This window comes from Turicibacter sp. GALT-G1, from assembly GCF_025594995.1.
Taxonomy (GTDB): Bacteria; Bacillota_I; Bacilli_A; order MOL361; family Turicibacteraceae; genus Turicibacter; species Turicibacter bilis.
The window spans coordinates 40,909-64,951 of sequence record NZ_JAMQUS010000056.1 but is presented as its reverse complement, the minus strand read 5'-3'; the positions used below and the strand labels follow the sequence as shown (position 1 = coordinate 64,951).

The window sequence follows — 24,043 nt, the reverse complement described above, 5'->3', positions numbered from 1 at the left end:
CACCAAATATTATAGAACCGTTTTTTTTATTTGAATCTGTTAGACGAAAATGTTGTTATTGGGTGTTTGTCTATTTAAAAGGGATCAAATCTTTAAAATCGACAGTCAACAGTCGTTGATATCAAACAATTGCTTATCAACAAGATTGTCTAATACACCCTTTTATTTTCAAATCTCACAAAGGTTTAGGTGATTTTTTGAAATACGTCATAAAATAATAAACACGATGATATAATGAATGGTCTAGTATATACTAAAAAGTGTTACTATTATTTTCTGAAAAATATTTATCAATAAGTTATCTTGATTATTATCGCTATTAATTTATTTAATTGTATTACCTGCATTAAGCAATTTTAGATTTAATCTATTTGGTAAAAAATGTTTTATAATTACTTAATTTCTTATCCATTTATTTATATTTTAGTGAGTTATGATATAATAAAAATGTTATAAAAAGGAGGCCGACAGTTTGATTAATACAGTAATTAATGCAGTAGAAAACATTTCATTTTTTGATCTGTTATTAGTATGTTTAGATGTATACTTTGTATGGTTGATTATTTATTATATTTTAAAACTGATTAAATCAAATGTCCGTGCCGTTCAAATTTTAAAAGGTGTCATTTTGATTTATCTCATTGACATTATAAGTCAAATTTTTGATCTATATACGCTGAATGCCTTGATTGGGAATGTTATCGATTGGGGGTTACTTGCTGTTATTATCATTTTCCAACCTGAAATCCGTAGCGGACTTGAACAGATTGGACGAAATAGTACAATGAATCGTGAACGTAATGTTCTTGCAGAACATGATGTGATTAGTATTTTAGCTAATTCCGTTGAATTTCTAGCTAAACGACGTATAGGAGCATTAATAGTTATTGAACGTGGGGTTAAGCTTGATGAGTTTATTACCCCGTCTACTATTATTTCGGGTGAAATTTCACAGGAGTTATTAACTACAATTTTTGTTCCGACGACGCCTTTACATGATGGAGCAGTAATGATTCGAGAAGGAAAATTATATTGTGCTGGCGCATATCTTCCTTCAACAAGACGAGAAGATATCAATAAGGCTTTTGGTACACGTCACCGTGCTGCTATTGGAATCAGTGAAATTTCTGATAGTATAACACTTGTGGTATCTGAAGAAACAGGTCGTTATTCAATTGCCTACAAAGGTGAGTTAAAAGTTTATGATGTCATTGATTCATTTAAAACTGACTTACAGCAATATCTTAGTTGATTGAATTGACTGATGATGAAGGTGGTGTCGTATGAAAAAATCTAAACAAAATAAGACTCAAAAAAACAATAATAATGTGGACTCAAATGAAATAGCAAGACAAATAGCAATTGAGACAATTAAAGATACAGAAAAGTTTTTTCAAAGAATTGCAAATTTCTTTAAAGGTATCTGGAAGTTTTTAACGACACCAGGTATGATTTTAGGAATTTTCAAGTTTCAAAAATTGGACCACGTTTACGAAAGTTTTCTTCGAAATGAAAAGTTGATGAAGATACTAGCGTTGGTAGTAGCTATTGGATTTGCGTTTAATATAAGATATGCTCCCAGTGTAAAAGAGCGTTATTCTGTGGATATTAATAGTTACCCTTTAACTTCTTATTATAATAAAGAACGAATAGTAGTTGAAGGGTTACCAGATACAGTAGATGTCACATTAGTTGGAGATAAGAGTCAAGTAGATATTGCTAAAGCTAAAGCTAACTTTGAGATTTATGCAGATTTAAAGGATTTGCCACCTGGAACACATAAGGTTAATCTAGAGTATAGTAAACTTGGTAATAAGTTAGATGTTAAGATTGATCCCAGTACAATTGTTGTGACAATTATGGCATTGACTGAAATTGATAAGCCAGTACAAGCTGATTTTGTAAACTTAGATCAAATTGATGAGATGTATGTGTTGAGTGAGCCGCAGTTGGCCTTAAATACTGTTAAAATTAAAGGTCCACAAACAGTAGTTAATCAAGTAGCAAGTGTAAAGGCAATTATTGATGTATCTGATTTATCTAAGCTTTCTGATTATGAGGCACCAGTGTTTGCGTATGATAAGCTTGGTAATAAATTAGATGTTGAAATTAAACCAGATAAGTTGATTACTTCTACTCAGGTAACTACTCCAAGTAAGGTTGTACCAGTAGAGGCTGTTGTAACTGGAAATGCTCCAGAAGGGCATAGTGTAGGTAATCTAACCTTAACCCCATCTGAAGTCAAGTTATACGGTGAAACAACTGCATTAGAGTCCTATGATAAGTTACAAGTCCAAGTTGATTTATATCAACTAGACGATAATAATGAACTTATTGTAAAATTAGATAAACCAGAAAATATTCATAAAATGGATACAGACACAATCAAAGTAAAAGTAACATTTGAAGAAACCCAAACAAAAGTTTTAGAAAATATTTCTGTTGATTTCAAAAACTTAGATGCGAAGTATAGTGTTAAGGCTAAGTCTCTGAGTGATGCAGTCATTAATTTAACATTGAAGGGATCAACTACAAAGTTAAACTCAATTTCTGCAGATGATGTGAAGGTTTGGATTGATTTATTAGGATATACTCCTGGTGAATATCAAGTTCCGATTACGGTGGAATCTATTACTGGTGTGTTGATTGATCCGAGTCGAGCAAAAGTAAATGTTATTATTACAGAATAAAAGTGAGGTTAGTATATATGGGAAAATACTTTGGAACGGATGGAATTAGAGGAGTCGCAAATACTGAGCTAACTCCAGAATTTACATTAAAATTAGGACGTATTTTAGGTCATCATTTAAAGTCTAAAAATACACGTCCTAAAGTATTAATTGGACGCGACACTCGTATTTCAGGTGAGTTATTAGAAAGTGCATTAATTGCTGGATTAATCTCATCGGGTGCCGATGTATTAACCCTTGGAGTCATTACAACTCCAGGTGTTGCTTATTTAACTAAAAGCTTAGATGTAGATGCAGGAATTATGATTTCAGCGTCTCATAACCCAGTTCAAGATAATGGAATTAAAATCTTTAGCCATAGTGGTTACAAATTAAGTGATCAAGAAGAAGAGGAAATTGAAAGTTTAATCGATACAGCTGATGAATTACCACGCCCAATCGCTGGTGAGATTGGGCGCGTGGAAGACTTCCAAATGGGATCACAAAAATATGTGAACTTTATTAAAGGAACAGTAGGACAAAAATTAACGGGATTAAAAATCGTATTAGATTGTGCAAATGGAGCAAGTTCAGCATTAGCCCCTCAATTATTTGCTGATTTAGATGCAGATATTGTGACTGTTTCATCAAATCCAGATGGAGTTAATATTAACCATAACTGTGGATCAACTCATCCAGAAGCATTAGCCAAAGAAGTTGTTAAACATGAGGCTGATTTAGGGTTTGCATTTGATGGTGATTGTGATCGTTTAATTGCAGTAGATCATACGGGAGCTATTATCGATGGAGATTATATTATGTTCATCGTTGGACGTTACTTAAATGAAAAAGGATTACTAAAACAAGGAACTGTTGTTTCAACAGTTATGAGTAACTTAGGTTTCTATAATGCAGTTGAAGCAAATGGTTTACGTAGTGTTCAAACAAAAGTTGGAGATCGTTATGTTTTAGAAGAAATGTTAAAGAATGATTATAACTTTGGGGGAGAACAATCAGGTCATTTAATCTTCTTAGATTATGGAACAACTGGAGATGGAATGTTAAGTGCCGTTCAATTAGCTAAGATTGTTGTTGAGAAGGAACAATCTTTAGCCGATTTAGCAAAAGAAATGCCTAAATATCCACAATTATTAAAAAACCTTCGTGTTGAAGACAAAAATGCAATGATGACAAATGAAAATATTTTAGCATCAATTGCTGAGGTTGAAGCCGAAATGAATGGAGAGGGACGTGTGTTAGTTCGTCCTTCGGGAACAGAACCTTTAGTTCGTGTCATGGTAGAAGCTAAAACTGAAGAATTATGTGAAGAATATGTTAATCGTATTTTAGCAGTTGTTGAACAAGAGTTAAAATAAGAATTAAAAGAGGTGACGTTCACCTCTTTTTTTGATTAAAATGGTTATTTTTGACTCACAACTTAAAAACATCATTTTAATTTTCTCTGCATATGATATAATGAATGTGTTGCTTTCTAAAGGGGGAAAGGAGGATAGTAGAGTAGATAAGTTATTTCTATTCAAGTATAAGCGCCAGAGCTGTTAACTAAAGATGACAGCTGACGAGGTGAAGGTTAATCGATTATTCGGCGGATGCCTTCCGGCTGTATACCTCAGTCGTAGTCTTCAAACAAAACTAAGAGGTAACTCTTACGACAAAATTGGAGAAAAGGTAAATAGGAAAGCAGCTCTATTTTAGTAATTAGTTTATTGAAAAAAGGAGTTGTTACACGTATGTGTGGAATCGTTGGATATATTGGACAACAAGATGTTAAAGATATTTTATTAAATGGATTAGAAAAATTAGAGTACCGTGGATATGATTCAGCAGGGATTGCAGTAGTCAATGAAGCGGGAGTTCATATTTTTAAAGATAAAGGGCGTATTGCTCACTTACGTACTGTTGTTGATGAAACAGTTTTATCAACAGTAGGGATTGGACATACACGTTGGGCGACTCATGGAGCACCTAATCAACGTAACTCACATCCTCATCAATCAAGTACAGGGCGTTTTACAATTGTTCATAATGGGGTTATTGAAAACGAATTAGAGTTACGTCAGGAGTTTTTGCCAAATTACAACTTCATTTCAGATACAGATACAGAAGTTATTGCAGCATTAATTGAGCACTTTGTGTTAGAAAAAGAAGATGTGGAATTAGCGATTCGTCATGTGATGAGTTTATTACACGGATCGTATGCATTGGGAGTTATTGATGCTAATAATCCTGAAGTGCTATATGCAGCTAAAAATAAATCACCCATGTTAATTGGTTTAGGTGAAGGATTCAATATGATTGGATCTGATGCGATGGCCATGTTACAATGTACAAATCAATTCGTTGAAATCGAAGATGAAGAGTTCATTAAGTTAACACGTGAAGGGGTAACGATCTATAACTTATTAGGAGTGACAGTTAAACGTGATCCATTCACAGCTGAGTTAGATGCTTCTGATATCGAAAAAGGAACATATCCTCACTACATGTTAAAAGAAATTGATGAGCAACCATACGTGATTCGCCGTATCGTGGAGCAATACTTCGAAGATGGAGACATTAAAATCGATCAAGAGATCGTGAAGGCTGTGAAGGAAGCGGATCGTTTATATATCATTGCTGCAGGAACGAGTATGCATGCTGGATTCGTTGGAAAGCAAATGTTTGAACAATTAGCTGGAATTCCAACTGAAGTTCATATTTCATCTGAGTTCGTTTACAATACACCAGTGATTAGTAAAAAACCATTATTCATCTTCATTTCTCAATCAGGAGAAACAGCAGATAGCCGTGCCGTATTAGTTAAAATTAAACAATTAGGATATCCATCATTAACCATTACAAACGTACCAGGTTCAACGTTATCTCGTGAAGCCGATCATACGTTATTATTATATGCAGGACCTGAGATTGCAGTAGCTTCAACAAAAGCTTACACAGCTCAAGTTGCGGTTCAAGCAGTTTTAGCAGCTAAAGTGGCTGGAAAAACAGATTTAGATTTATCTCGTGAATTAGCGATCGTTGCCAATGTGATGGAAAGTATTACAGATCATAAAGAGCAATACGAAGCCATTGCCAAAGATTATTTAACACAACGTAACTGTTTCTATATCGGGCGCCATGTTGATTATTATGTGGCCTTAGAAGCGGCTTTAAAATTAAAAGAAATTTCTTATATTCAAACAGAAGGATTCGCAGCTGGTGAGTTAAAGCATGGAACGATTGCATTAATTGAAAAAGGAACACCAGTTATCGCCATTGTTTCTCAAGAATCAGTGAATTTAAATACGCGTTCAAATGTAAAAGAAGTTAAAGCGCGTGGAGCTAATACTGTGATTATTTCATTACGTTCATTAAGTTCTGAAACGGATCAAATTGTGATTGATGATGTTCATCCATTATTAACACCATTAGTAACAGTTGTTCCAACTCAATTAATTTCTTACTATGCAGCCTTACAACGTGGATTCGATATTGATAAACCGCGTAACTTAGCGAAGTCAGTTACAGTAGAATAAAATAAAAACACTCTCACTTTATGAGAGTGTTTTTATTTGAGTTAAAATAGTTGCAAATACATTCTATTTACGGTAATATATGCTTGTTATTGAATCTAATAGTAAGTGGTGGTTTCATGAATGAAGTAATTGGAAAAACAATGTCAATTTTATATCGATATCGCCAGATTATTATAAATCATAAACTAAGACCTTATGGGCTTGGGAGTGGCCAGCATATCTTTTTAATTAATATTGCTAGACATGAGGGGATTAATCAAAAAGATTTAACGAATTTAGTGAAAATCGATAAGGCAACGACAGCAAAAGCCTTAAAAAAATTAGAAGAGAATGGCTATATCTATCGTCAATGTGATGAAGGAGATCGTCGATATAATCAACTTTTTTTAACAGAAAAAGGTCATGAAATGATGCCTATTATTATGTCAATTTTAGTAGAAATTACAGATGATCTTATTGAAGGGTTAATAGAGGAAGAGAAGGATCATTTCTTAAAATGTTTAGATACTATGTTGAATAATTCAATTAAAGCTGTTGAAAAGTTAAGAAATGAGAAATGACCACTTATGAAGTTAATAACTATTTGAGTTAAAATAGTTGCAAATACATCATATAAGGAGGATAAAGTGAATGAATAGACAGAAGCTTTTAGGAGAAGAGAAAATCTCAAAATTATTAATACAGTTTTCAGTTCCTGCTATTATCGGGATGATGGTTAATACGTTATATAACATTGTTGATCGTATGTATATTGGAAATATTCCTGAAGTAGGGGGATTAGCGTTAACGGGTGTTGGAATTACGATGCCGATTATGACTATAATTTTAGCATTTGGGATGTTAGTCGGAATCGGAACAAGTGCGCGTATTTCCTTGAAACTTGGTGAGCATAAACGAGATGAAGCAGAGCAGCATCTTGGTAATGCATTTACACTTATTTTATTAATTAGTATTTTAATTACAGTACTTGGATTAACATTTATGAAGCCACTTCTTGAAATCTTTGGGGCTAGTCAGGACACAGAGATTTATGCTTCTCAATATATGCAGATTATCTTTATTGGGACAATCTTTAATATGCTTAGCTTTGGATTGAATCATTCTATTCGTAGTGATGGAAATCCTAAAATTGCGATGTTCTCTATGTTAATTGGTGCAGGAACAAATATTCTTTTAGACCCAATCTTTATTTTTGCACTAGGTCTTGGGGTTCGAGGGGCAGCGATTGCTACTGTAATTTCTCAAATTGCATCGACCATTTGGATTTTATATTACTTTACAAAAGGTAAGGGTTCAATTAAGATTTCACGTCATAATGTTAAATTAAAAAAAGCAGTCATCATCAGTATTTTCTCTATCGGGATGAGCCCCTTTGCTATGCAGATTGCTCAAAGTCTCGTACAAGTATTAGCGAATAATGCTTTAAAAGAATATGGCGGAGATTTAGCGATTGGCGCAATGACAATTATCAGTAGTATTTCGATGATTTTTATGATGCCACTGTTTGGTCTAAACCAAGGATCACAGCCAATCATTGGTTATAATTATGGAGCTAAAAAGTATCATCGTGTTAAAGATGCGGTTAAAATCCCTGTTATTGTCGCAACACTTATTGTTTCAGTAGGATGGTTATTAATTCAATTTGCACCAGAGCTTTTAATTCGAGCATTTAGTAGTGATGAGTCATTACTTGAAATGGCTAAAACAGGATTACGTACATTCTTATTTATGTTACCTGTTCTTGGTTTCCAAACAATTAGTTCTAACTACTTCCAATCAATTGGACAAGCTAAAGTCTCAATGTTCTTAAGTTTATTACGTCAGGTTATTTTATTAATTCCTTGTTTAATTGTTTTACCACGTGTCGGTGGATTGGGATTAATGGGAGTTTGGTTAGCAGGACCAGTTGCTGATGGATTAGCTTCAATTATTACTGGAGTAGTTTTCTTTGGTTCACTTCGAAAATTAAAAGAAGATAAGGTTAATGATTGTGATAAAGAAATGACTTCTCTTCATCAAGAAAGTCCTTTAAAAGTCTAATCTCGTGTGCTACGATAGGATTGAAAGGGGCGAAAATGAAATGAAATCTATTGTATTAAAAGTTAATGGGATGAGCTGTCAACATTGTGTCAATTCAATTCATGATGCAGTGGCCCAAATTGTTGGGGTTAAGCAAGTTAAGGTTGATTTAAAATCAAAATTAGTTGAAGTTGAATTTGATCAATCATTTACGAATGAATTATTAATAGTAGAATGTATTGAAGATCAAGGATTTGATGTTCAATTATAAAAAAGTGTGCAATTGCACACTTTTATTTTTTTCAAAATTATCTATAATTTAAGTGAGGATAAGGTTGTTTGGGATGACTTATCTTATAAAACAGGGACTGAAAAAACATCTTTCTTTTTTAAAGATGTTTTTTCTTTTTCTAAAATTACGTTTAATTCACATCGGAGGTAATTGTATGAAGATTGATACTCAGTCTGATTATGTGTTCATCTAATGCTTTTGTAGTGCGCAGACAACGAAGAAGACAGTAAAATTCATAGGCGTGTTTGAAATGGAAGGTTACCTCATTTTCATTGCCTAGATGATAAAGGCCTGTTCCCTTTTTTGTTGCATGTAAGTCACGGGCATATATATAAATAAATTTATAATGAGATAGTTCTAGTCCTTTCCATGTAATCTCAAGGCACTATTTATAGCTTTTGTTTTCAAGATAGAATTTTGCTAAATAAAGTTATTAAACCTCTTGGTTATAAAAACATCCCATAGTTTATCAATTCAAGATTAAGGAGTTTTTTTGCTATAACCACTGAGAAAAATAGGGTATTTTTTCGCATATTTTCATGATATAATACTGTATTATAACATGAATAAAATCCTCATGCTGTTGGCAGAATCCAGCGTTATCAAAAATAGGAGGTCTAGTTTAGCAAACGTAGGCTTATTTTGTTATGCGTTTGTTTAATCATGATCTTATCTGCTCCTGTTTTTATTAGGAGTTTTTTTATTGTTATAAATTAGAAGATAAGGGTGATTATTGTGGCAAATGAATTAATTGCAGTATTATTCATTATTGTTAACTTTGGATTAGTTGTCTTAAGTTATAAATTATTTGGTCGAAAGGGATTATACGCATACATCACGATGAGTGTAATCGCAGCGAATATCCAAGTTGCTAAAACAACGACGATTTTCGGTATTGTTACAACGCTTGGGAATACGATGTTTAGTGGAATCTTCTTAGCGACCGATTTATTAAGTGAAAAGTATGGGAAGAAGGCTGCGATGACAGCAGTATTTATCGGCTTCTTTACGCAGTTATCTTTTTTAATTGTGACTCAATTTTCATTATGGTTTAAACCAGATGCATCAGATTGGGCACAACCACATATGGAAGGTTTATTTAGTCTAGCTTTACCTGTGTTCACGATTGCGGGGTTAATCTCGTTCATGGTGTCACAAAATATTGACGTGTTTGTTTTCCACTTCATTAAAAAGAGATTTCCAGAAGATAAGTGGTTATGGTTGCGTAATAATGGAAGTACATTAATTAGCCAATTTGTTGATACGTTCATCTTCACGGCAGTTGTTGTGATGTTTGGATTATGGGAGATGGAGATTGCAGTAGACATTTTCTTCGTAACTTATTTATTTAAAGTCATTTTAAGTATTTCAGATACACCATTTGTTTATTTATTAAAGAAAGTCAATCCAATGGATTTATAGAATATAGACCGGCTATACAAGCTGGTCTTTTTTGCTATAATAGAAAATAAAAGGAGATGATAGGGATGAAATTTATAAAAGCAGAAGAGATTCAAAAGCATTGGTTTTCAGATGAAAAGAATTATGAGGAGGTTCTTAAAGCCATTAGTACTTGTTTAGGGAAGCATATCATTTTTGCACAGGTGAAAGAAGATACGTTGAAAGCCATGGTTGTTTTAGATATTACAAAAGTTGTTGTGATTAAGGCGTTAGCCATTAAAGATGAAAATTTATTACCAATCGTTATTCGTTTAGTGAAGCAGAAGTATAAAAATAAAGATCTTATTTGTGAGGTCGATGGAATTGATTTGCGGGGATTTGGTTTTGTAGAGGGGAGATATGTACGAAGTGAGCATTTAGAGGATTCGTTTTTAGATGAATCAGGCTTAGTTGAGCGATATCCAATTAAAGTGAGTGAGAAACAGATTGTTTTAAACTATTTGTCTCAGTTTTTTGAAGCGGGACGTTTTTATAGTGAGCGTGAAGTAAATGAGGTTTTAAAAGCTCATATTAGTTTTCAAGATTATGTGACGCTTCGTCGTGATTTATTTGATTTTAATTATTTAACACGAAGCTTAGACGGAGGCACTTATGAGAAAATAATGTAAGCTTTTTAGTAGTGTTTTAATCGTTTTTGCGTTGGGAAGATGCTCTAAAAGAGAGGATATTATTGTGTATACGGGTTACGATGAATCATGGTTAGCTACTTATTCACCTTCATTAATTGAAGATAGGGTTTATGATTTAATATTTATATGGTCATGAGTTTCCAATATTAGATTATCGTTTGGAAGGTCGATTATTTACAATTTTTAGCTCGTTCCCTTAAAATTTACAAGGCGATGGGTCTTTTCATATAACGACTCGATTTAGTGCTGAAGTATTTGAGCAAATGGAGGATAAAAAGGTACAACTAACAATTGAGTGGAATGGGGAGAGAGAGGTTATCGACTTAAAACGAGTAAATTAGCGGGCTAGTGTAAGTTTAGATATACATTAGCCTATACAGACGAAAAAAGAGGAATTAATGTGTCGGACTCATTAGTGAAACTTAGTAAAATAACAATCAGATATAAAATAGGGTGTACAGACGAAGTTAAAGAAAGAATATTAAATCAATAGATACCTTTATTTTTAATTTTTTTGAAATAGCTAAGTTAACCTTCTCATTTTTACCAAATTAGTTTTATTACTGACATAGAAAAAGCAAGAACTGGTTCAGTTCTTGCTTTTTTAATCTCCGACTCCAAAGTCAGTTTTATTCCATAAGACTTCTAAATGCTTGACATCGTCTAGCCATTTGTATTCATCGTAGAACCATTCTTTTAGCTGTCCATCTGGTTTGATGATGGTTGTATTTTCACAGTAGACATTGACTGTGGCATGATTGAATTGATTAAGGACGATATCGATGTCACGTCTGATCATATCTTTTGTTTGTCCCTTAATTCCAACCATGATACATGGTGAATCAAAGTATTTTTTTAATTCTTCAACACTTTGGAACGGCGCCCCCTTTTTTAAAACTTTTTCACGGAAGTCATAATCGAATGATTCTACCCCTGTTTTGAACATAATATCAATGTCTAGACGTTGACGCATCTTATCTAGGTGGTCACGGAAGATCCAATGAGCTTCGGCAAATAGTTTTTTAAACTCATGTTCACTAAGTTTTAATTTGATCATTTCTAATGTTTCTTTTGGTAAATCAAAGATGTTTCCAGAGTTGATGACTTCAAATGTGTCATATAATCCTTTAACATTTGATAAGACTTCTTTATTTAATTGATTCATTTCTGCAATATTTGTTGAGTTGTCACCAATGTAATCACAGAATGTGCATTTACCATATGCACATGGACGACTTTTTAAAAGAACGATTTCGCGAGGAAATTTTTCTGTTATAATATTATATCTTTCCATTACTATCACCTGTCCTTAGTATATCAAATATAGGGAATGCTGGCTTGTAATGTGTCTTAATTTTATAGTTATTTTTTGGCAAGTACTATTTATTTTTATGGTAAAATGAAATTATTCATTGATAGTAAGGTGGGATGTTAGTGTTAAATCATTCAGAATATAGACGGAAAACGTTTCAATATATAGCTTTAATTTTTATCATTGTGTTCTTTGGCTTTATTTTTTCAGGTAACTTTATTTATTCTGTGACAGGGCAGTACGTTGAGAATTATTTGTCTATTTATGCAAATGCTCATGATTTGTTGTTACAAAAAGAAATCCCCATGTGGTCTTTTAACTTCTTCTTAGGAGGCAACTTTTTAGGAGCACAAAATGTTTACTCTTTATATAATCCATTTTTTTTATTAACGTTATTGTTTCCAAGTAGTTTGCTTCCTAAATTATACTTTCCCCTCCTATTTTTAAAGACAATGTTAGCTACTGGGGCACTCTATCTCTATATGAAAGAGACGAAGTGGTTTAAATCTCATACTCTTATTATCGCAAGTATTTTATATCTCTTTAATGGATGGTATCTGAGTAACCTCAGTGAGTTTGTCACGATTGAGCTTCTATTTTTTGTTCCTCTTGTACTTTATGGCGTCGAGAAGCTTCTTTCATCAGGACGGAAACGATACTTTGTAGCAACTTTTTCATTGCTGCTTATTTCGCATTTTACGTTTACCGTGTTATTCTTAGGCTTTTTGGTGGCTTATATTATGATTCGACTTTATAGAGTTCGACAGGAGAATCGAGCGTGCTTTATCGATGATACAAAGAAGTTTTTAGTTTCAATTGTATTGATTATCGGCATTAATATGGTCTTCATTTTACCGCTTTTATTCGCGTCAAATGCTATGTCGATTGAACTGCAGGAGGGAATGACGCTATCCTCTTTATTAGCCCTTTGTCTTAAAGGATTATTCCCACCTCTTCATGAAAATTTTCTAGGATCACTACAGTTATTTCCAAAGAATGTGAGTGTTGTGGCGCTTTATCAATCAGTACTAGTTGTATTAATGCTTCCACAGTTTGTGAAATTGATAGGTAAGAAGGAAAGAAAATTAATCATTTTTTCTTATAGTGTCATCCTGTTTACTGTGTTTATCACTCAGTCACTTGAACTTGTCAATATTACCTCACTAGCACCATTAAATACGAATGTTATTTCCATCTTATTAATTTTATTTAATGCGTTAATGACGGCTTATTCCTTAAATGATGTCCGCTTAATGGATACGAAGTTATTAAAACAAACTTGTATCACGTTTAAATGTTTATTATTTTCGGTATTAGGCTTCGTATTACTTTTTGAGTTACATATGAAATATGGGGAAATTTCGCAATGGACCGTAGCGAAAGTAGTGGATGAGCTGATTATCTTATCGCCTTATTTGATGCTTTATTTAATAATGATTTTGACGATATCTTTTTATCGCTTTCTTTTAATTCGAATAGCTAAAGAAGATGAATCACTTAGTTCAAAGACAATTTTTTTCATCTTAATGTTAGAGTGCATGATAGTGTCTTACATCTATTTTGCAACGAATAGTGAACGCTCTATCTTAGTGGAAAACTATATGATAGATCAAGAATCGATTAGTAATAACACTGGTGCAGTGGCGGATTATTTGCAAACGATGGATCCAGAGTTTTATCGAATTATTAATAGTTATGAAATTCAATACAATGAGCCATTGTATCAAGGTTATAATGGATTCTCAATTGCGAATCCATATCTCGTTTTATCTTCGCAAGATGTATCATGGATGCTGAATGAACAGGTTGAGAATAGTTTATCTATTGCAACCACTGATTATATGTTAACGACAGCATTATCTGCAAAGTATTATTTTACACCGGATTATGAGGTGCCGCTTCCAGGCTATCAATATTATGATCGAATTGAGGGAATCACGATTTTTAAGAATAATTATTTTGTTCCTGTTGGAACGAGTAGTCCGTATTATATACTTGAGTCAGATTTTAAAAAACTTAATCGAGCACAGCAACATTACGTGTTTTTAAAATGTATTGTTTTAGAGAACGAAAGTTTGGCGGATATTTATCATCTGCAGCCGTTTAATACAACAGAGCTTCCTGAGCAACCGGGTGAAATTCAATATTTTGAAGCCGCTCAGTTACGTCAAAGTTTTGGTGTTGAAGCGGTTGAATATGCTCAGAATACGATTACACACCAATACGTGACTAGCTCACCACAATTGATTACGTATGCCATTCCTTATAATAAAGGGTGGAGGGCCTATGCTAATGGCAAAGAAGTTCCAATTTATGAAGTGAATGATGGTTTTATTGGTGTGGGGATTGAAACAGCTGGTAAGTATGAGATTGAATTAACGTATCGTTCGCCAGGCTTTGATCTTGGATTCTCGGTTTCAGCTATTACAAGTTTAATTATTGTATCAAGTTTTTATCGTAGTTATGAAGTTCGTCGCAAAGTTGCCTCAAAGTAATTTGAGGCAATTTTTTATAAAAGAGTGTGTATACTAAAAGTAGTTTGAAAAATAAGGGTGAATATTATGAAATTAAGTCGTAAGTGGATTAGTTGTTTAATCATGGTACTTCTGTTTTGTGGAAGTATTTTAAACTGTCGAGCCGAAAGTAGTGATATCTCTACAGATTTACTCGTCCAGTTAAACGAGGCATCAACCATTATGGTGAAAAAGAGTTGGTTTTCATTTAATAAAAATTATCAGGTTTATATCGATGGTGAAAAAGTAGGCGAAATTCAGGGGCTTTATTTCAATATTTTAGGTGAGCGACTCATACTTAAAGACCTTGATGGTGAGGTGTATGCGTCAGAACAACAGATTAAGCGGTGGAATGTCAGGTTGAATCGCTTGGCGCAAGTCTATAATGGAGCGGATGAAACGGTTGGCTTTATAGGGGAACAGGTTGTTCGTGACCTCTTTCGCTTTGGAAAGACGTTTCATTTTTATGATGTTAATCGTGGAGAGATTGCAGTATCAAAGCAGAAAATTTTTCATATTTTCCCTGAGTATGTGATTGAGGATTTGACGGGTGAAAAGTTGTATAAGGTAAAGAAAAAGTTCTCATTATTTAGAACAACTTATGAAATTACGGTTTATAATCCAAATGTTTTACCCGTTGAGCAGACATTGTTTTTAACCGTTATTTTGAATTCAATTAATGAATCAGATAAAGATACTGAATAAAAGGAAGAATGGTACGATTCTTCCTTTTTAATTGCGTATGATAACTTTGAGGAAATTAAGTTAAATTTAGCAAAAAAAGTGTCTAGTATTAGCACAAATCTTGTAAGATCTTATTAATAAATGTAAATCTTAGTTTTTTTTTGATATACCCTTAAATTTTATGGACGATTGTCATATAATAGTAAAGACTATAGTTGAGGAGTGATGAACCATGTTCATTAAGATAGATGATTTAAATATTTATTATGAAGTAGAGGGGCAGGGCCACCCGATTTTGTTATTACATGGATGGGGGCAAAGTGTTGCTGCATTTAAGCCAGTATTTGATTATTTGAAACAAAATTTTCAGGTATATAGTTTAGATTTTCCTGGTTTTGGTCAAAGTGATGAACCAAAAACTGTATGGTCTGTCTATGATTATGCCGATATGGTAGAGAAATTTATAAAACAGCTTGAGATTAAGAGCCCAACAATTTTCGGACATTCTTTTGGTGGACGTGTTGGGATTATTTATGCTGGGCGCCAAAATGATTTAAATAAGTTAGTTTTAGTTGATAGTGCTGGAATTAAACCAAAGCGTGGATTCGACTATTATGCTCGTGTTTATACGTATAAGTTAGGTAAAAAGGTTTTAAGCTTACCGGGATTACGTGCTTATAAAGAGAAAATGATGGAGAATGCGGGATCATCGGATTATAAGAATGCAACCCCTATGATGCGTCAAATCATGAGTAAGGTAGTTAATGAAGATTTACAACATTTAATGCCTTCAATCCAAGTAGAAACATTACTTGTTTGGGGCGATTTAGACGATGCAACGCCATTAAGTGATGCGAAGATTATGGAGAAAAAGATTCCTGGAGCGGGACTTGTTGTTTTCCCTGGAGCGGGACACTACTCTTATTTAGATTGTTTAGGACAATTTTTACGTGTGATTGATGTCTTCTTAGAGAAAGAGAGAGGTGAATAAGATGGGTATTATTATGGCAGTTTTATTAGGAGTTTTAAGTTTATTTTTACTTTGGACGTTATGGGGGCGTATGGCTCATGCCCTTCAGATGTTACAACAATGTCATTATATGAATGATCGCTTTACAACTTGGATTGCCGGGCATCGTTTAGTGGCGTTACCTGTCCCGTTATCTGTGTTAGTTATTGCATATTGGGTTTTAGTAGTGGTGAGCTTTTTATTCCCAATGCCAGGTTCTATTTTAACAATTGGCACAGTTGTGATTGGAGTCTTAGGTCTTGGAATTATTAAGATTAGTAGTGGTGTTTCAAAAGAATCAAAAAAACCGTTGAAAATTACAGCTCGTGTTTGGCGTATTATTGCAACGGGATCTATTTTAATGTTATTAATCGCTGGCTTAGGTTCATTCTTCCTTGGAGCGAATGGCTTAATGCTACTTTCACAAATCGCTGGCTGGTTATTAACGTTTAATTTATTCGCTTATGTAGTAATGCTACTTGCGAATGAGATTAATAAGCCAATGGAGAATAGTATCCGTTTAGGATTTATTAATGATGCGCGTCGTATTGTGAAAGAGTCTCCTTCATTAGATGTGATTGGTGTAACAGGAAGCTATGGTAAAACAAGTACAAAACATGCATTAAATGCGATTTTATCAGAGCAATTTAATACGTTAATGACGCCTGAAAGTTATAATACTCCAATGGGAATTACGATTACAATTCGTAATTATTTAAAACCAATTCATAGTAAGTTCATTGCCGAAATGGGTGCTTACAAAGTCGGAGAGATTAACGAGTTATGTGAAATTGCATATCCTAAGTATGGAGTTTTAACATCAGTAGGTCCACAACACTTAGAAACATTTAAAACAATTGATAATGTGAAACAAACTAAGTTTGAGTTAATTGAGTACTTACCTGAGGACGGAATTGGATTTATTAATATTGATGATGAAAATATTCGTGATTACTATGAGAATAAGTTTTCGGGAAAATGTACGGTCTACACTTATGGAATCGAACGTGAAGCAGATTATCGAGCAGGTGATATTGTTGTTAGTGAAAAAGGAACCACGTTTAATGTGACATTCCGTGATGGAAGTGTTCATCAGTTCCAAACGAAATTATTAGGTCGTCATAATATTTATAATACGGTAGCGAGTATTGCTTTAGGGAATGAGTTGGGAATTCCAGTTGAAAAAATGAAAGTCGCTGTTCGTAAAATGAAACCTGTGACTCATCGTTTAGAGTTACGTCGTAATGGGAACTTTACGATTATTGATGATGCTTTTAATTCAAATCCAGTTGGATCTAAGATGGCACTTGAAGTGTTAGGACAAATGAATGGTAAACGCATTGTGCTAACACCAGGGATGGTCGATTTAGGAACAGCACAATATGAGTTAAATAAAGCTTTTGGAACATATATGAAAGATACATGTGATCATGTTATTCTAGTTGGTAAAAAACAAACAGAACCAATTCAAGAAGGTTTAAAAGAAGTTGGATTCCCAGAAGAGCGTGTAACAGTAGCTGAGAATTTAACAGAAGCATTCAAAGTAATGTATGAAGTCGTTGAACCAGGAGCGTTTGTCTTAATTGAAAATGATTTGCCTGAATTATTCGCTGAATAGTCAGTTCGTTATTTATTTTCATATAGAAAGTAGGGAAGCGGGATGGATAATCAATTTTTAGAGTTTATTAAAAAAGTTCAGTCAATTGCACAAATTGGATTATCATTTTCAACAGATCCGTATGCAGTGGATAATTATGAAGAGTTAAAGAAGATTAGTGTGAAGATGTTACACGATTATACATCATTACCAATGAATGAATGCAACTTATATAAAGATTTCATATATCCAACCCCACAACCTGCCGTTCGTTCAATGGTTATTAAAAATCATCAGCTATTACTCGTTAAAGAGAAAGATAGTGGTCTTTGGTCACTACCAGGTGGATGGTGTGATATTGATTGCACACCGAAGGAAACAGCTATTAAGGAAACGTTCGAGGAATCTGGTTATGTAATTGATTGTACGAAACTGTTAGCGGTGTTTGACAGACGACATTATATTAAAAAATCATTATATGATGTATATTGTCTATATTTCCTGGGGAATGTCGTAGCGGGAGAGGCAAAATGTAATCATGAGACGGAGGATATTGGATGGTTTGATATTTCAGAACTACCGCCATTGTCTCGAAAGAATTCAATCGAAGAGATTGAAAAGGCGTATAAAGTTTATACGGAAGATTTAGAAACATATTTTGAGTAATTAAAGCAAAAAATTGTTTCTTATGACAGTGATTTCTTGATAAAATAGACGTATGTATTTGCGTTCAGATACGGTATACTTGAAGAAGATACTAAACTTAGATTAAAGGGGGCTTCCTCATGAAGTTAAAAGTTGGTGTATTTTTCGGTGGTGAATCGGTAGAGCACGAAATTTCAATTATTTCTGCTAACCAAGCAATGCATGCCATCGATAAAACAAAATATGATGTCGTACCAGTTTATTTATCTAAAAAACGCGAATGGTACACAGGTGAAGCATTATTTGATGTGAAAGAATATAAAAATTTGGATGCATTATTAAAAAAATGTCAACGTATTGTCATTGTTCCTAATAATGGTAAAATTCAAATTGAACGTTATCCTGCTAAAAAATTCGGAAACAATGTTGTAAATACAATCGATGTTGCGATTCCAGTTATTCACGGAACAAATGGTGAGGATGGAGCCTTACAAGGATTCTTTGAATTAAACGGAATTCCTTATTCGGGATGTGAGGTAGCTGCCGCTGCTGTTGGTCAAGATAAAGTGTTTATGAAAAACATTTTACGTGATTCAGGATTACCGATTACAAACTATGTGTGGTATTATTCATCAGATTGGTTTGCTGACCAAGAAGCTTGTTTAGATGCTATTGAAGAAAAATTAACATATCCAGTTATGATTAAACCTGCTAGCTTAGGTTCAAGTGTTGGAATTTCTAAAGCAAATGACCGTGCGTCATTAGAAGAAGGAATTACAGAAGCAATTAGCTATGATAAAAAATTCATCGTTGAAGAAATGGTTACTCAATTAGTTGAGGTTAACTGTTCGGTTATCGGAGATTTCTCTTCTGCTAAACCTTCTGTTTTAGAAGAAGTTATGGGTTCTGATGAATTTTTAAGCTTCCGTGATAAATATGAGGGGGGAGGAGGTTCTAAAGGTGCTAAAACTGGAGGAACTAAATCTCAAGGGATGGCAAGTACAAATCGTATTATCCCTGCTCGTTTAACGGATGAAGGAACAAAATACGTTCAAGATCTTGCGGTACAAACATTCCGCGTGTTAGGAAGTGCAGGGGTTGCTCGTATCGACTTCTTAATCAATGCTGAAAATAATGAAGTATATGTTAACGAAATTAATACAATTCCAGGATCATTATCATTCTACTTATGGGAAAAAACAGACCGTAACTTCACAGAATTAATGACTAGCTTAGTGGAATTAGCATTAAAACGTCAACGTGAACGTGAAAGCTTAACATTCTCATTCGAATCTAACGTTCTTGCTTTACAGGGTGCAGGAACAAAAGGAGCGAAAGGAACAAAAGCCTAAGCGTGGCGTTTAACACGTGCAGAAAGTGAGGAGAGCTTGAAGTGTCTAATAGACACGGAAAGATATTGAACTTTACTAGCGTGTTGCCAAGTGAAGGTAGATTAAGTAAAAAGCTAAGACGAGTGGTTAAAATCTCGTAGGGGTCGCAACAAATACCTATGACTTATTTTTTGAGTCATAAAGGTATTTGAAGACTTCATAGAGATTTTGCTCGTCGAAGCCAGATTGAACAAAAGCCTAAGCGGTAACTTAACTATTAAAAATGAAAAAGCTATGTTTTAGACAAATGTTGATTTGGAGACAGAGGTTGTTTAAACAACTTAATAGATTAAGAATTCCTTACGCTAGTTAACGTTTGGATTTCCTTGTTTAATGACAATACTTCTTAAAATATAGCCATGAAAAAGAGATTTCACTTATGAAATCTCTTTTTTTAGATGGAAAATATATAATGGTTAAAAAATTGAAAGATTGTAAATAACTATTGATGGAGGGGGAGCTAAGATGAATGTTATTGCTGTATCAACAATTTTTAGAAATGAGGGATTCCTATTGAAGTTTAATGATAGGTTATTGGATTTAACGAAGTGAAGAGGATTATCGTAGGATGAATTAGGGGAACTTTTAAATACATCGAGACAAACTATTTCTAAGTGGGAAAATAGCATTTCTTATCCTGATTTTCATCGTTTAATTCTTTTCAGTGATTTCTTTAATGTTTCATTAGATGGATTCATGAAAGGAGAACAAAGTGTAATATCTCATCTTTAAAATTGCTTAAAGTCAACTTTAATCAGTTAAGAGATAGAATGAAAAAATTGAAGAAAATAGATATGTTTAGTATATTTTTTGATGTTATGATTGGGTTATTATTACTTAGATTTATTTTATCTTGTTTAGAGTCTATATTTTAGCTTTCTAGCAAAAAAAGTAGAGAATTTAATCTCTACTTTTTGAATTATTTATTATCTGCTGAAATGTCCACTGGACGAACAACAACTTGGTCAACTAAACCGTAAGCTACAGCTTCTTCAGCTGACATGAAGTTATCTCGTTCAGTATCTTGCTCGATTTTTTCAAGTGGTTGACCTGTTTGAGCAGATAAGATGTTATTTAATTTATCACGAGTTTTTAAAATGTGTTTTGCAGCAATGGCAATTTCAGTGGCTTGTCCTTGTGCTCCACCAAGTGGTTGATGAATCATGACTTCGCTGTTAGGTAAAGCATAGCGTTTACCTTTAGCACCCGCTGAAAGTAAGAAAGCACCCATTGACGCTGCCATCCCAACGCAGATTGTTGATACATCACATTTGATGTAGTTCATTGTATCAAAGATAGCAAATCCTGCTGTAACTGATCCACCAGGACTATTAATATAAAGGTTGATATCTTTATCTGGATCTTCTGCAGCTAAGAATAAAAGTTGAGCAACAACGATGTTTGCTGTATAATCGTTAATTTCACCACTTAACATGATGATACGATCTTTTAATAAGCGAGAATAAATATCATATGCACGCTCACCGTGAGCTGTTTGTTCAATGACTGTCGGTACTAAATAACTACTCATAAGGCACCCCTCTTTTTATAAAAATTTCTATAGCACATTTTACCACAACTGGACAAAAAAATATAGCATTGCGTCGGCCATACTCTATTTTAATGTTGTGAGTGGTAATATATTCATTTTTAAGTAAAAATTCTTAAACATTTTTGTTAAGTATTTGTTATTATAAACGCTTACATTAGTTTATAACTTGATTATCATGGTACAAATTGTTAGAATAAAAATGTAGTAATTTTTCACAATATATTATGTGTGTTAAAATACACGTAATGTGAAAAATGACCAATTTTATAATATCTTAGGAGGAATCTTCACATGGCTGTTAAAGTAGCGATTAATGGATTCGGGCGTATCGGACGCTTAGCTTTACGTTTAATGATCGAAAACAATGACTTCGAAGTAGTTGCAATCAACGACTTAACTGATGCTAAAACATTAGCTCATTTATTCAAATATGATTCAGCTCAAGGACGTTTCAACGGAGAAATCGAAGTTAAAGAAGGTGCTTTCGTTGTTAACGGTAAAGAAATCAAAGTAACTGCTGAGCGTAACCCTGCAGACTTACCTTGGGGAGAATTAGGAGTAGACGTAGTATTAGAATGTACTGGATTCTTCACTTCTCAAGAAAAAGCTGGATTACACTTAGAAGCAGGAGCTAAAAAAGTAGTTATCTCTGCACCAGCTACAGGAGATATCAAAACTGTAGTTTACAATGTAAACCAAGATATCTTAGACGGAACTGAAACAGTTATCTCAGGAGCTTCTTGTACAACTAACTGTTTAGCTCCAATGGCTAAAGTATTAAACGACAAATATGGTGTACAAAAAGGATTCATGACTACAATCCATGCTTACACTAATGACCAAAATACATTAGATGCTCCTCACGGAAAAGGTGACTTACGTCGTGGACGTGCAGCTGCTGCATCAATCGTTCCAAACTCAACAGGAGCTGCTAAAGCTATCGGTTTAGTAATTCCTGAATTAAACGGAAAATTAGACGGTGGAGCTCAACGTGTTCCAGTAATCACTGGTTCATTAACTGAGTTAGTATGTACTTTAAACACTAAAGTAACTGCTGCTGAAATCAACGAAGCAATGAAAGCTGCTGCTAACGAATCATTCGGATACACTGAAGATGAAATCGTTTCAGCTGACGTAATCGGAATTTCTTACGGATCATTATTCGATGCTACTCAAACTAAAGTTATGGAAGTTAACGGAGAGCAATTAGTTAAAGTTGCTGCTTGGTATGACAACGAAATGTCTTACACTAACCAATTAATCCGTACTTTAGGATACTTCGCTTCTTTAATTAAATAATTTTAGTTAAGCGATATTTTTGGAAAGCTATCCCATTTCGGGATAGCTTTTTTTATTATTTTCATTAGAATAGAGTTAGATGGATTTTTCTAAGTTAGAATAAAAAAACTGAAATAGTTCATGTTAAACAAGAGGTGAGCGGTGTGAATGTTGCGATTTTAGCGATTGGTAATGAAGTGCTGTCTGGTAAAACGATTAATACGAATAGTGCTTTTATTGCAAAACAAGTAGAACAGTTAGGTGGAAAAGTAACTCATCAACAAGTAGTTCCTGATCTAGAGGATGAAATTGTTCGAGGGTTAGAGATTGCATATACCTATGCGGATTTAGTGATTACTATTGGTGGATTAGGACCAACGGTAGATGATTTATCACGTGAAGGGGTTGCAAAGTATTTTAAAACAGAACTAGTTTATGATGATGAGATTTATAAAGGTATTTGTGAGTATTTCAGACGTAGCAATAGAGAAATTCCAAATAATAATCATCGTCAAGCTTATAAGTTTAAAGAAGGACTAGTTTTACCCAATAATAATGGAACAGCACCGGGATTATTTTTAAAGCGGGATAATAAATCAGTTTTCTTATTACCTGGACCTCCAGCAGAGCTTGAATTAATGTTTTCAGAGAGTGTAAGACCTTATTTTATTGATCAGATTAAGGAGCGTAAGATTAGTAATAGCTATCGTTTATGTGGAATTGGAGAGTCTTATGCAGAAGAAATGATTTTACACTTATATGAACGTTACCCTCATCTAAATATTGCACCTTATTGTGCTCCTGATAAAGTAGATTATATTGTTTCTACAGTGGATGCTTATGAAGAGGATTTAAGAGCCTTTGATGAAGAGTTTAAAGAAATTATGAAAGATTACTATATTGGAGATCAAAATACAGATCTTGCAACAGAAATTGTGAGCTTGCTGAACGAAAAGCAATTGAAAATAGCAACGGCTGAAAGTTGCAGTGGTGGTCTCCTTTCATCAACTCTTGTGAACGTTTCAGGAGCATCTAGCGTCTTTTTAGAAGGAATCGTGACATATAGTTATGAGTCAAAATTAAATCGTTTAAACATTGATGTGAATCGTTTAATGGAGTTTGGAGCAGTTTCTGAAGAGATTGCACGCGATATGGCATTCAATTTAGAAAAGTTAACGGGTGCTGATATCACAGTTGGTGTAACTGGAATTGCAGGACCAGGTGGTGGAAGTGAGTTAAAACCAGTGGGTCTAGTTTATATCGCGATTAATATATGCGGTCAAATTTTCTTAAAATCATACATTTTTAATGGAAATCGTGAAAAAATAAGACAGCTCACAGTAGCGGAAGCTTTATATTGGCTTCACCATTATATAAAAGCGCTTTAATAGAAGGTAATGTTTGAATTATATGTAAAAAAGCGTTAAAATAATATTGTGAAAAATAATTTAAGGAG

Annotated in this window: 19 protein-coding genes and 1 pseudogene; 18 read left to right on the top strand and 2 right to left on the bottom strand. The window is 33.7% G+C overall.

Annotated elements, in window-relative coordinates; all coding sequences use genetic code 11:
• Window positions 1-472: 472 nt before the first annotated feature.
• The 9 genes from cdaA to NEH74_RS10245 all read left to right on the top strand — a co-directional run bounded on the left by cdaA (window position 473) and on the right by NEH74_RS10245 (window position 10,585).
• Complete coding sequence (gene cdaA, locus NEH74_RS10285; RefSeq protein ID WP_238581318.1) at window positions 473-1,252, top strand: diadenylate cyclase CdaA; 780 nt, start codon at window positions 473-475, stop codon at window positions 1,250-1,252.
• Window positions 1,253-1,283: 31 nt separating this feature from the next.
• Complete coding sequence (locus NEH74_RS10280; protein ID WP_055242981.1) at window positions 1,284-2,690, top strand: YbbR-like domain-containing protein; 1,407 nt, start codon at window positions 1,284-1,286, stop codon at window positions 2,688-2,690.
• A gap of 17 nt (window positions 2,691-2,707) precedes the next feature.
• A complete protein-coding gene (glmM, locus tag NEH74_RS10275) occupies window positions 2,708-4,045 on the top strand; it encodes a phosphoglucosamine mutase (protein ID WP_055242979.1) in 1,338 nt (445 codons plus the stop codon).
• Between the two features lie 375 nt (window positions 4,046-4,420).
• Window positions 4,421-6,205 (top strand): glutamine--fructose-6-phosphate transaminase (isomerizing), encoded by a 1,785-nt coding sequence (glmS, locus tag NEH74_RS10270; protein ID WP_055275542.1) that lies wholly within the window; start codon window positions 4,421-4,423, stop codon window positions 6,203-6,205.
• A gap of 116 nt (window positions 6,206-6,321) precedes the next feature.
• Window positions 6,322-6,765: a MarR family winged helix-turn-helix transcriptional regulator gene (locus NEH74_RS10265; protein WP_055305355.1), complete on the top strand. Its 444-nt coding sequence runs from the start codon at window positions 6,322-6,324 to the stop codon at window positions 6,763-6,765.
• Window positions 6,766-6,835: 70 nt separating this feature from the next.
• The gene (locus NEH74_RS10260) at window positions 6,836-8,245 is read left to right on the top strand and encodes an MATE family efflux transporter (protein ID WP_055305356.1); all 1,410 of its coding nucleotides are present in this window, start codon (window positions 6,836-6,838) and stop codon (window positions 8,243-8,245) included.
• A gap of 40 nt (window positions 8,246-8,285) precedes the next feature.
• Window positions 8,286-8,495: a heavy-metal-associated domain-containing protein gene (locus tag NEH74_RS10255; protein ID WP_055245283.1), complete on the top strand. Its 210-nt coding sequence runs from the start codon at window positions 8,286-8,288 to the stop codon at window positions 8,493-8,495.
• A gap of 756 nt (window positions 8,496-9,251) precedes the next feature.
• On the top strand, window positions 9,252-9,938 hold the full coding sequence (locus tag NEH74_RS10250) for a queuosine precursor transporter (protein WP_055275591.1): 687 nt from the start codon (window positions 9,252-9,254) through the stop codon (window positions 9,936-9,938).
• Between the two features lie 65 nt (window positions 9,939-10,003).
• On the top strand, window positions 10,004-10,585 hold the full coding sequence (locus tag NEH74_RS10245; protein ID WP_055305357.1) for a DUF2087 domain-containing protein: 582 nt from the start codon (window positions 10,004-10,006) through the stop codon (window positions 10,583-10,585).
• A gap of 625 nt (window positions 10,586-11,210) precedes the next feature.
• On the opposite strand, the gene NEH74_RS10240 is transcribed toward NEH74_RS10245, so the two are convergent.
• The gene (locus tag NEH74_RS10240; RefSeq protein ID WP_055243351.1) at window positions 11,211-11,900 is read right to left on the bottom strand and encodes a hypothetical protein; all 690 of its coding nucleotides are present in this window, start codon (window positions 11,898-11,900) and stop codon (window positions 11,211-11,213) included.
• Window positions 11,901-12,040: 140 nt separating this feature from the next.
• On the opposite strand from NEH74_RS10240, the gene NEH74_RS10235 reads away from it, so the two are divergent.
• The 7 genes and pseudogenes from NEH74_RS10235 to NEH74_RS13725 form a co-directional block, all read left to right on the top strand.
• Window positions 12,041-14,413, top strand: coding sequence for a YfhO family protein (locus NEH74_RS10235; RefSeq protein ID WP_055305358.1), 2,373 nt, complete (start codon window positions 12,041-12,043; stop codon window positions 14,411-14,413).
• Between the two features lie 66 nt (window positions 14,414-14,479).
• Complete coding sequence (locus NEH74_RS10230) at window positions 14,480-15,136, top strand: hypothetical protein (protein WP_055305359.1); 657 nt, start codon at window positions 14,480-14,482, stop codon at window positions 15,134-15,136.
• A gap of 211 nt (window positions 15,137-15,347) precedes the next feature.
• Window positions 15,348-16,106, top strand: a complete 759-nt coding sequence (locus tag NEH74_RS10225) for an alpha/beta fold hydrolase (protein WP_055243355.1) — start codon at window positions 15,348-15,350, stop codon at window positions 16,104-16,106.
• Between the two features lies 1 nt (window position 16,107).
• Window positions 16,108-17,742 carry a UDP-N-acetylmuramoyl-tripeptide--D-alanyl-D-alanine ligase gene (locus NEH74_RS10220; protein WP_068759276.1) on the top strand — a complete coding sequence of 545 codons (1,635 nt, stop codon included), beginning with the start codon at window positions 16,108-16,110 and terminating at the stop codon, window positions 17,740-17,742.
• Between the two features lie 42 nt (window positions 17,743-17,784).
• Window positions 17,785-18,387, top strand: a complete 603-nt coding sequence (locus NEH74_RS10215; protein ID WP_055243357.1) for an NUDIX hydrolase — start codon at window positions 17,785-17,787, stop codon at window positions 18,385-18,387.
• A 119-nt stretch (window positions 18,388-18,506) separates the two neighbouring features.
• Window positions 18,507-19,718, top strand: a complete 1,212-nt coding sequence (locus NEH74_RS10210) for a D-alanine--D-alanine ligase family protein (RefSeq protein WP_055275553.1) — start codon at window positions 18,507-18,509, stop codon at window positions 19,716-19,718.
• 621 nt (window positions 19,719-20,339) lie between these two features.
• Window positions 20,340-20,489, top strand: a pseudogene (locus NEH74_RS13725) (helix-turn-helix domain-containing protein); the annotation flags it as partial.
• A gap of 187 nt (window positions 20,490-20,676) precedes the next feature.
• On the opposite strand, the gene clpP reads toward NEH74_RS13725, so the two are convergent.
• Window positions 20,677-21,288 carry an ATP-dependent Clp endopeptidase proteolytic subunit ClpP gene (gene clpP, locus NEH74_RS10205; protein WP_055243359.1) on the bottom strand — a complete coding sequence of 204 codons (612 nt, stop codon included), beginning with the start codon at window positions 21,286-21,288 and terminating at the stop codon, window positions 20,677-20,679.
• 312 nt (window positions 21,289-21,600) lie between these two features.
• Here clpP and gap point away from each other — a divergent pair, with 312 nt between their 5' ends.
• Together gap and NEH74_RS10195 are read left to right on the top strand one after the other, a co-directional pair.
• Entirely contained in the window at window positions 21,601-22,608 is a 1,008-nt protein-coding gene (gap, locus tag NEH74_RS10200) for a type I glyceraldehyde-3-phosphate dehydrogenase (RefSeq protein WP_055243360.1), read from the top strand.
• A 143-nt stretch (window positions 22,609-22,751) separates the two neighbouring features.
• Window positions 22,752-23,975: a competence/damage-inducible protein A gene (locus tag NEH74_RS10195; RefSeq protein ID WP_055305361.1), complete on the top strand. Its 1,224-nt coding sequence runs from the start codon at window positions 22,752-22,754 to the stop codon at window positions 23,973-23,975.
• The last annotated feature ends 68 nt before the right edge of the window (window positions 23,976-24,043 follow it).

Bases quoted from the DNA above. Each gene is read 5' to 3' on its own strand.
- NEH74_RS10245 (WP_055305357.1), top strand. From the start codon at position 10,004: ATGAAATTTATAAAAGCAGAAGAGATTCAAAAGCATTGGTTTTCAGAT.
- NEH74_RS10265 (WP_055305355.1), top strand. From the start codon at position 6,322: ATGAATGAAGTAATTGGAAAAACAATGTCAATTTTATATCGATATCGC.
- NEH74_RS10240 (WP_055243351.1), bottom strand. From the start codon at position 11,900: ATGGAAAGATATAATATTATAACAGAAAAATTTCCTCGCGAAATCGTT.
- NEH74_RS10260 (WP_055305356.1), top strand. From the start codon at position 6,836: ATGAATAGACAGAAGCTTTTAGGAGAAGAGAAAATCTCAAAATTATTA.
- NEH74_RS10210 (WP_055275553.1), top strand. From the start codon at position 18,507: ATGAAGTTAAAAGTTGGTGTATTTTTCGGTGGTGAATCGGTAGAGCAC.
- NEH74_RS10230 (WP_055305359.1), top strand. From the start codon at position 14,480: ATGAAATTAAGTCGTAAGTGGATTAGTTGTTTAATCATGGTACTTCTG.
- glmM (WP_055242979.1), top strand. From the start codon at position 2,708: ATGGGAAAATACTTTGGAACGGATGGAATTAGAGGAGTCGCAAATACT.
- NEH74_RS10220 (WP_068759276.1), top strand. From the start codon at position 16,108: ATGGGTATTATTATGGCAGTTTTATTAGGAGTTTTAAGTTTATTTTTA.
- NEH74_RS10225 (WP_055243355.1), top strand. From the start codon at position 15,348: ATGTTCATTAAGATAGATGATTTAAATATTTATTATGAAGTAGAGGGG.
- glmS (WP_055275542.1), top strand. From the start codon at position 4,421: ATGTGTGGAATCGTTGGATATATTGGACAACAAGATGTTAAAGATATT.
- NEH74_RS10255 (WP_055245283.1), top strand. From the start codon at position 8,286: ATGAAATCTATTGTATTAAAAGTTAATGGGATGAGCTGTCAACATTGT.
- gap (WP_055243360.1), top strand. From the start codon at position 21,601: ATGGCTGTTAAAGTAGCGATTAATGGATTCGGGCGTATCGGACGCTTA.
- clpP (WP_055243359.1), bottom strand. From the start codon at position 21,288: ATGAGTAGTTATTTAGTACCGACAGTCATTGAACAAACAGCTCACGGT.
- NEH74_RS10215 (WP_055243357.1), top strand. From the start codon at position 17,785: ATGGATAATCAATTTTTAGAGTTTATTAAAAAAGTTCAGTCAATTGCA.
- NEH74_RS10280 (WP_055242981.1), top strand. From the start codon at position 1,284: ATGAAAAAATCTAAACAAAATAAGACTCAAAAAAACAATAATAATGTG.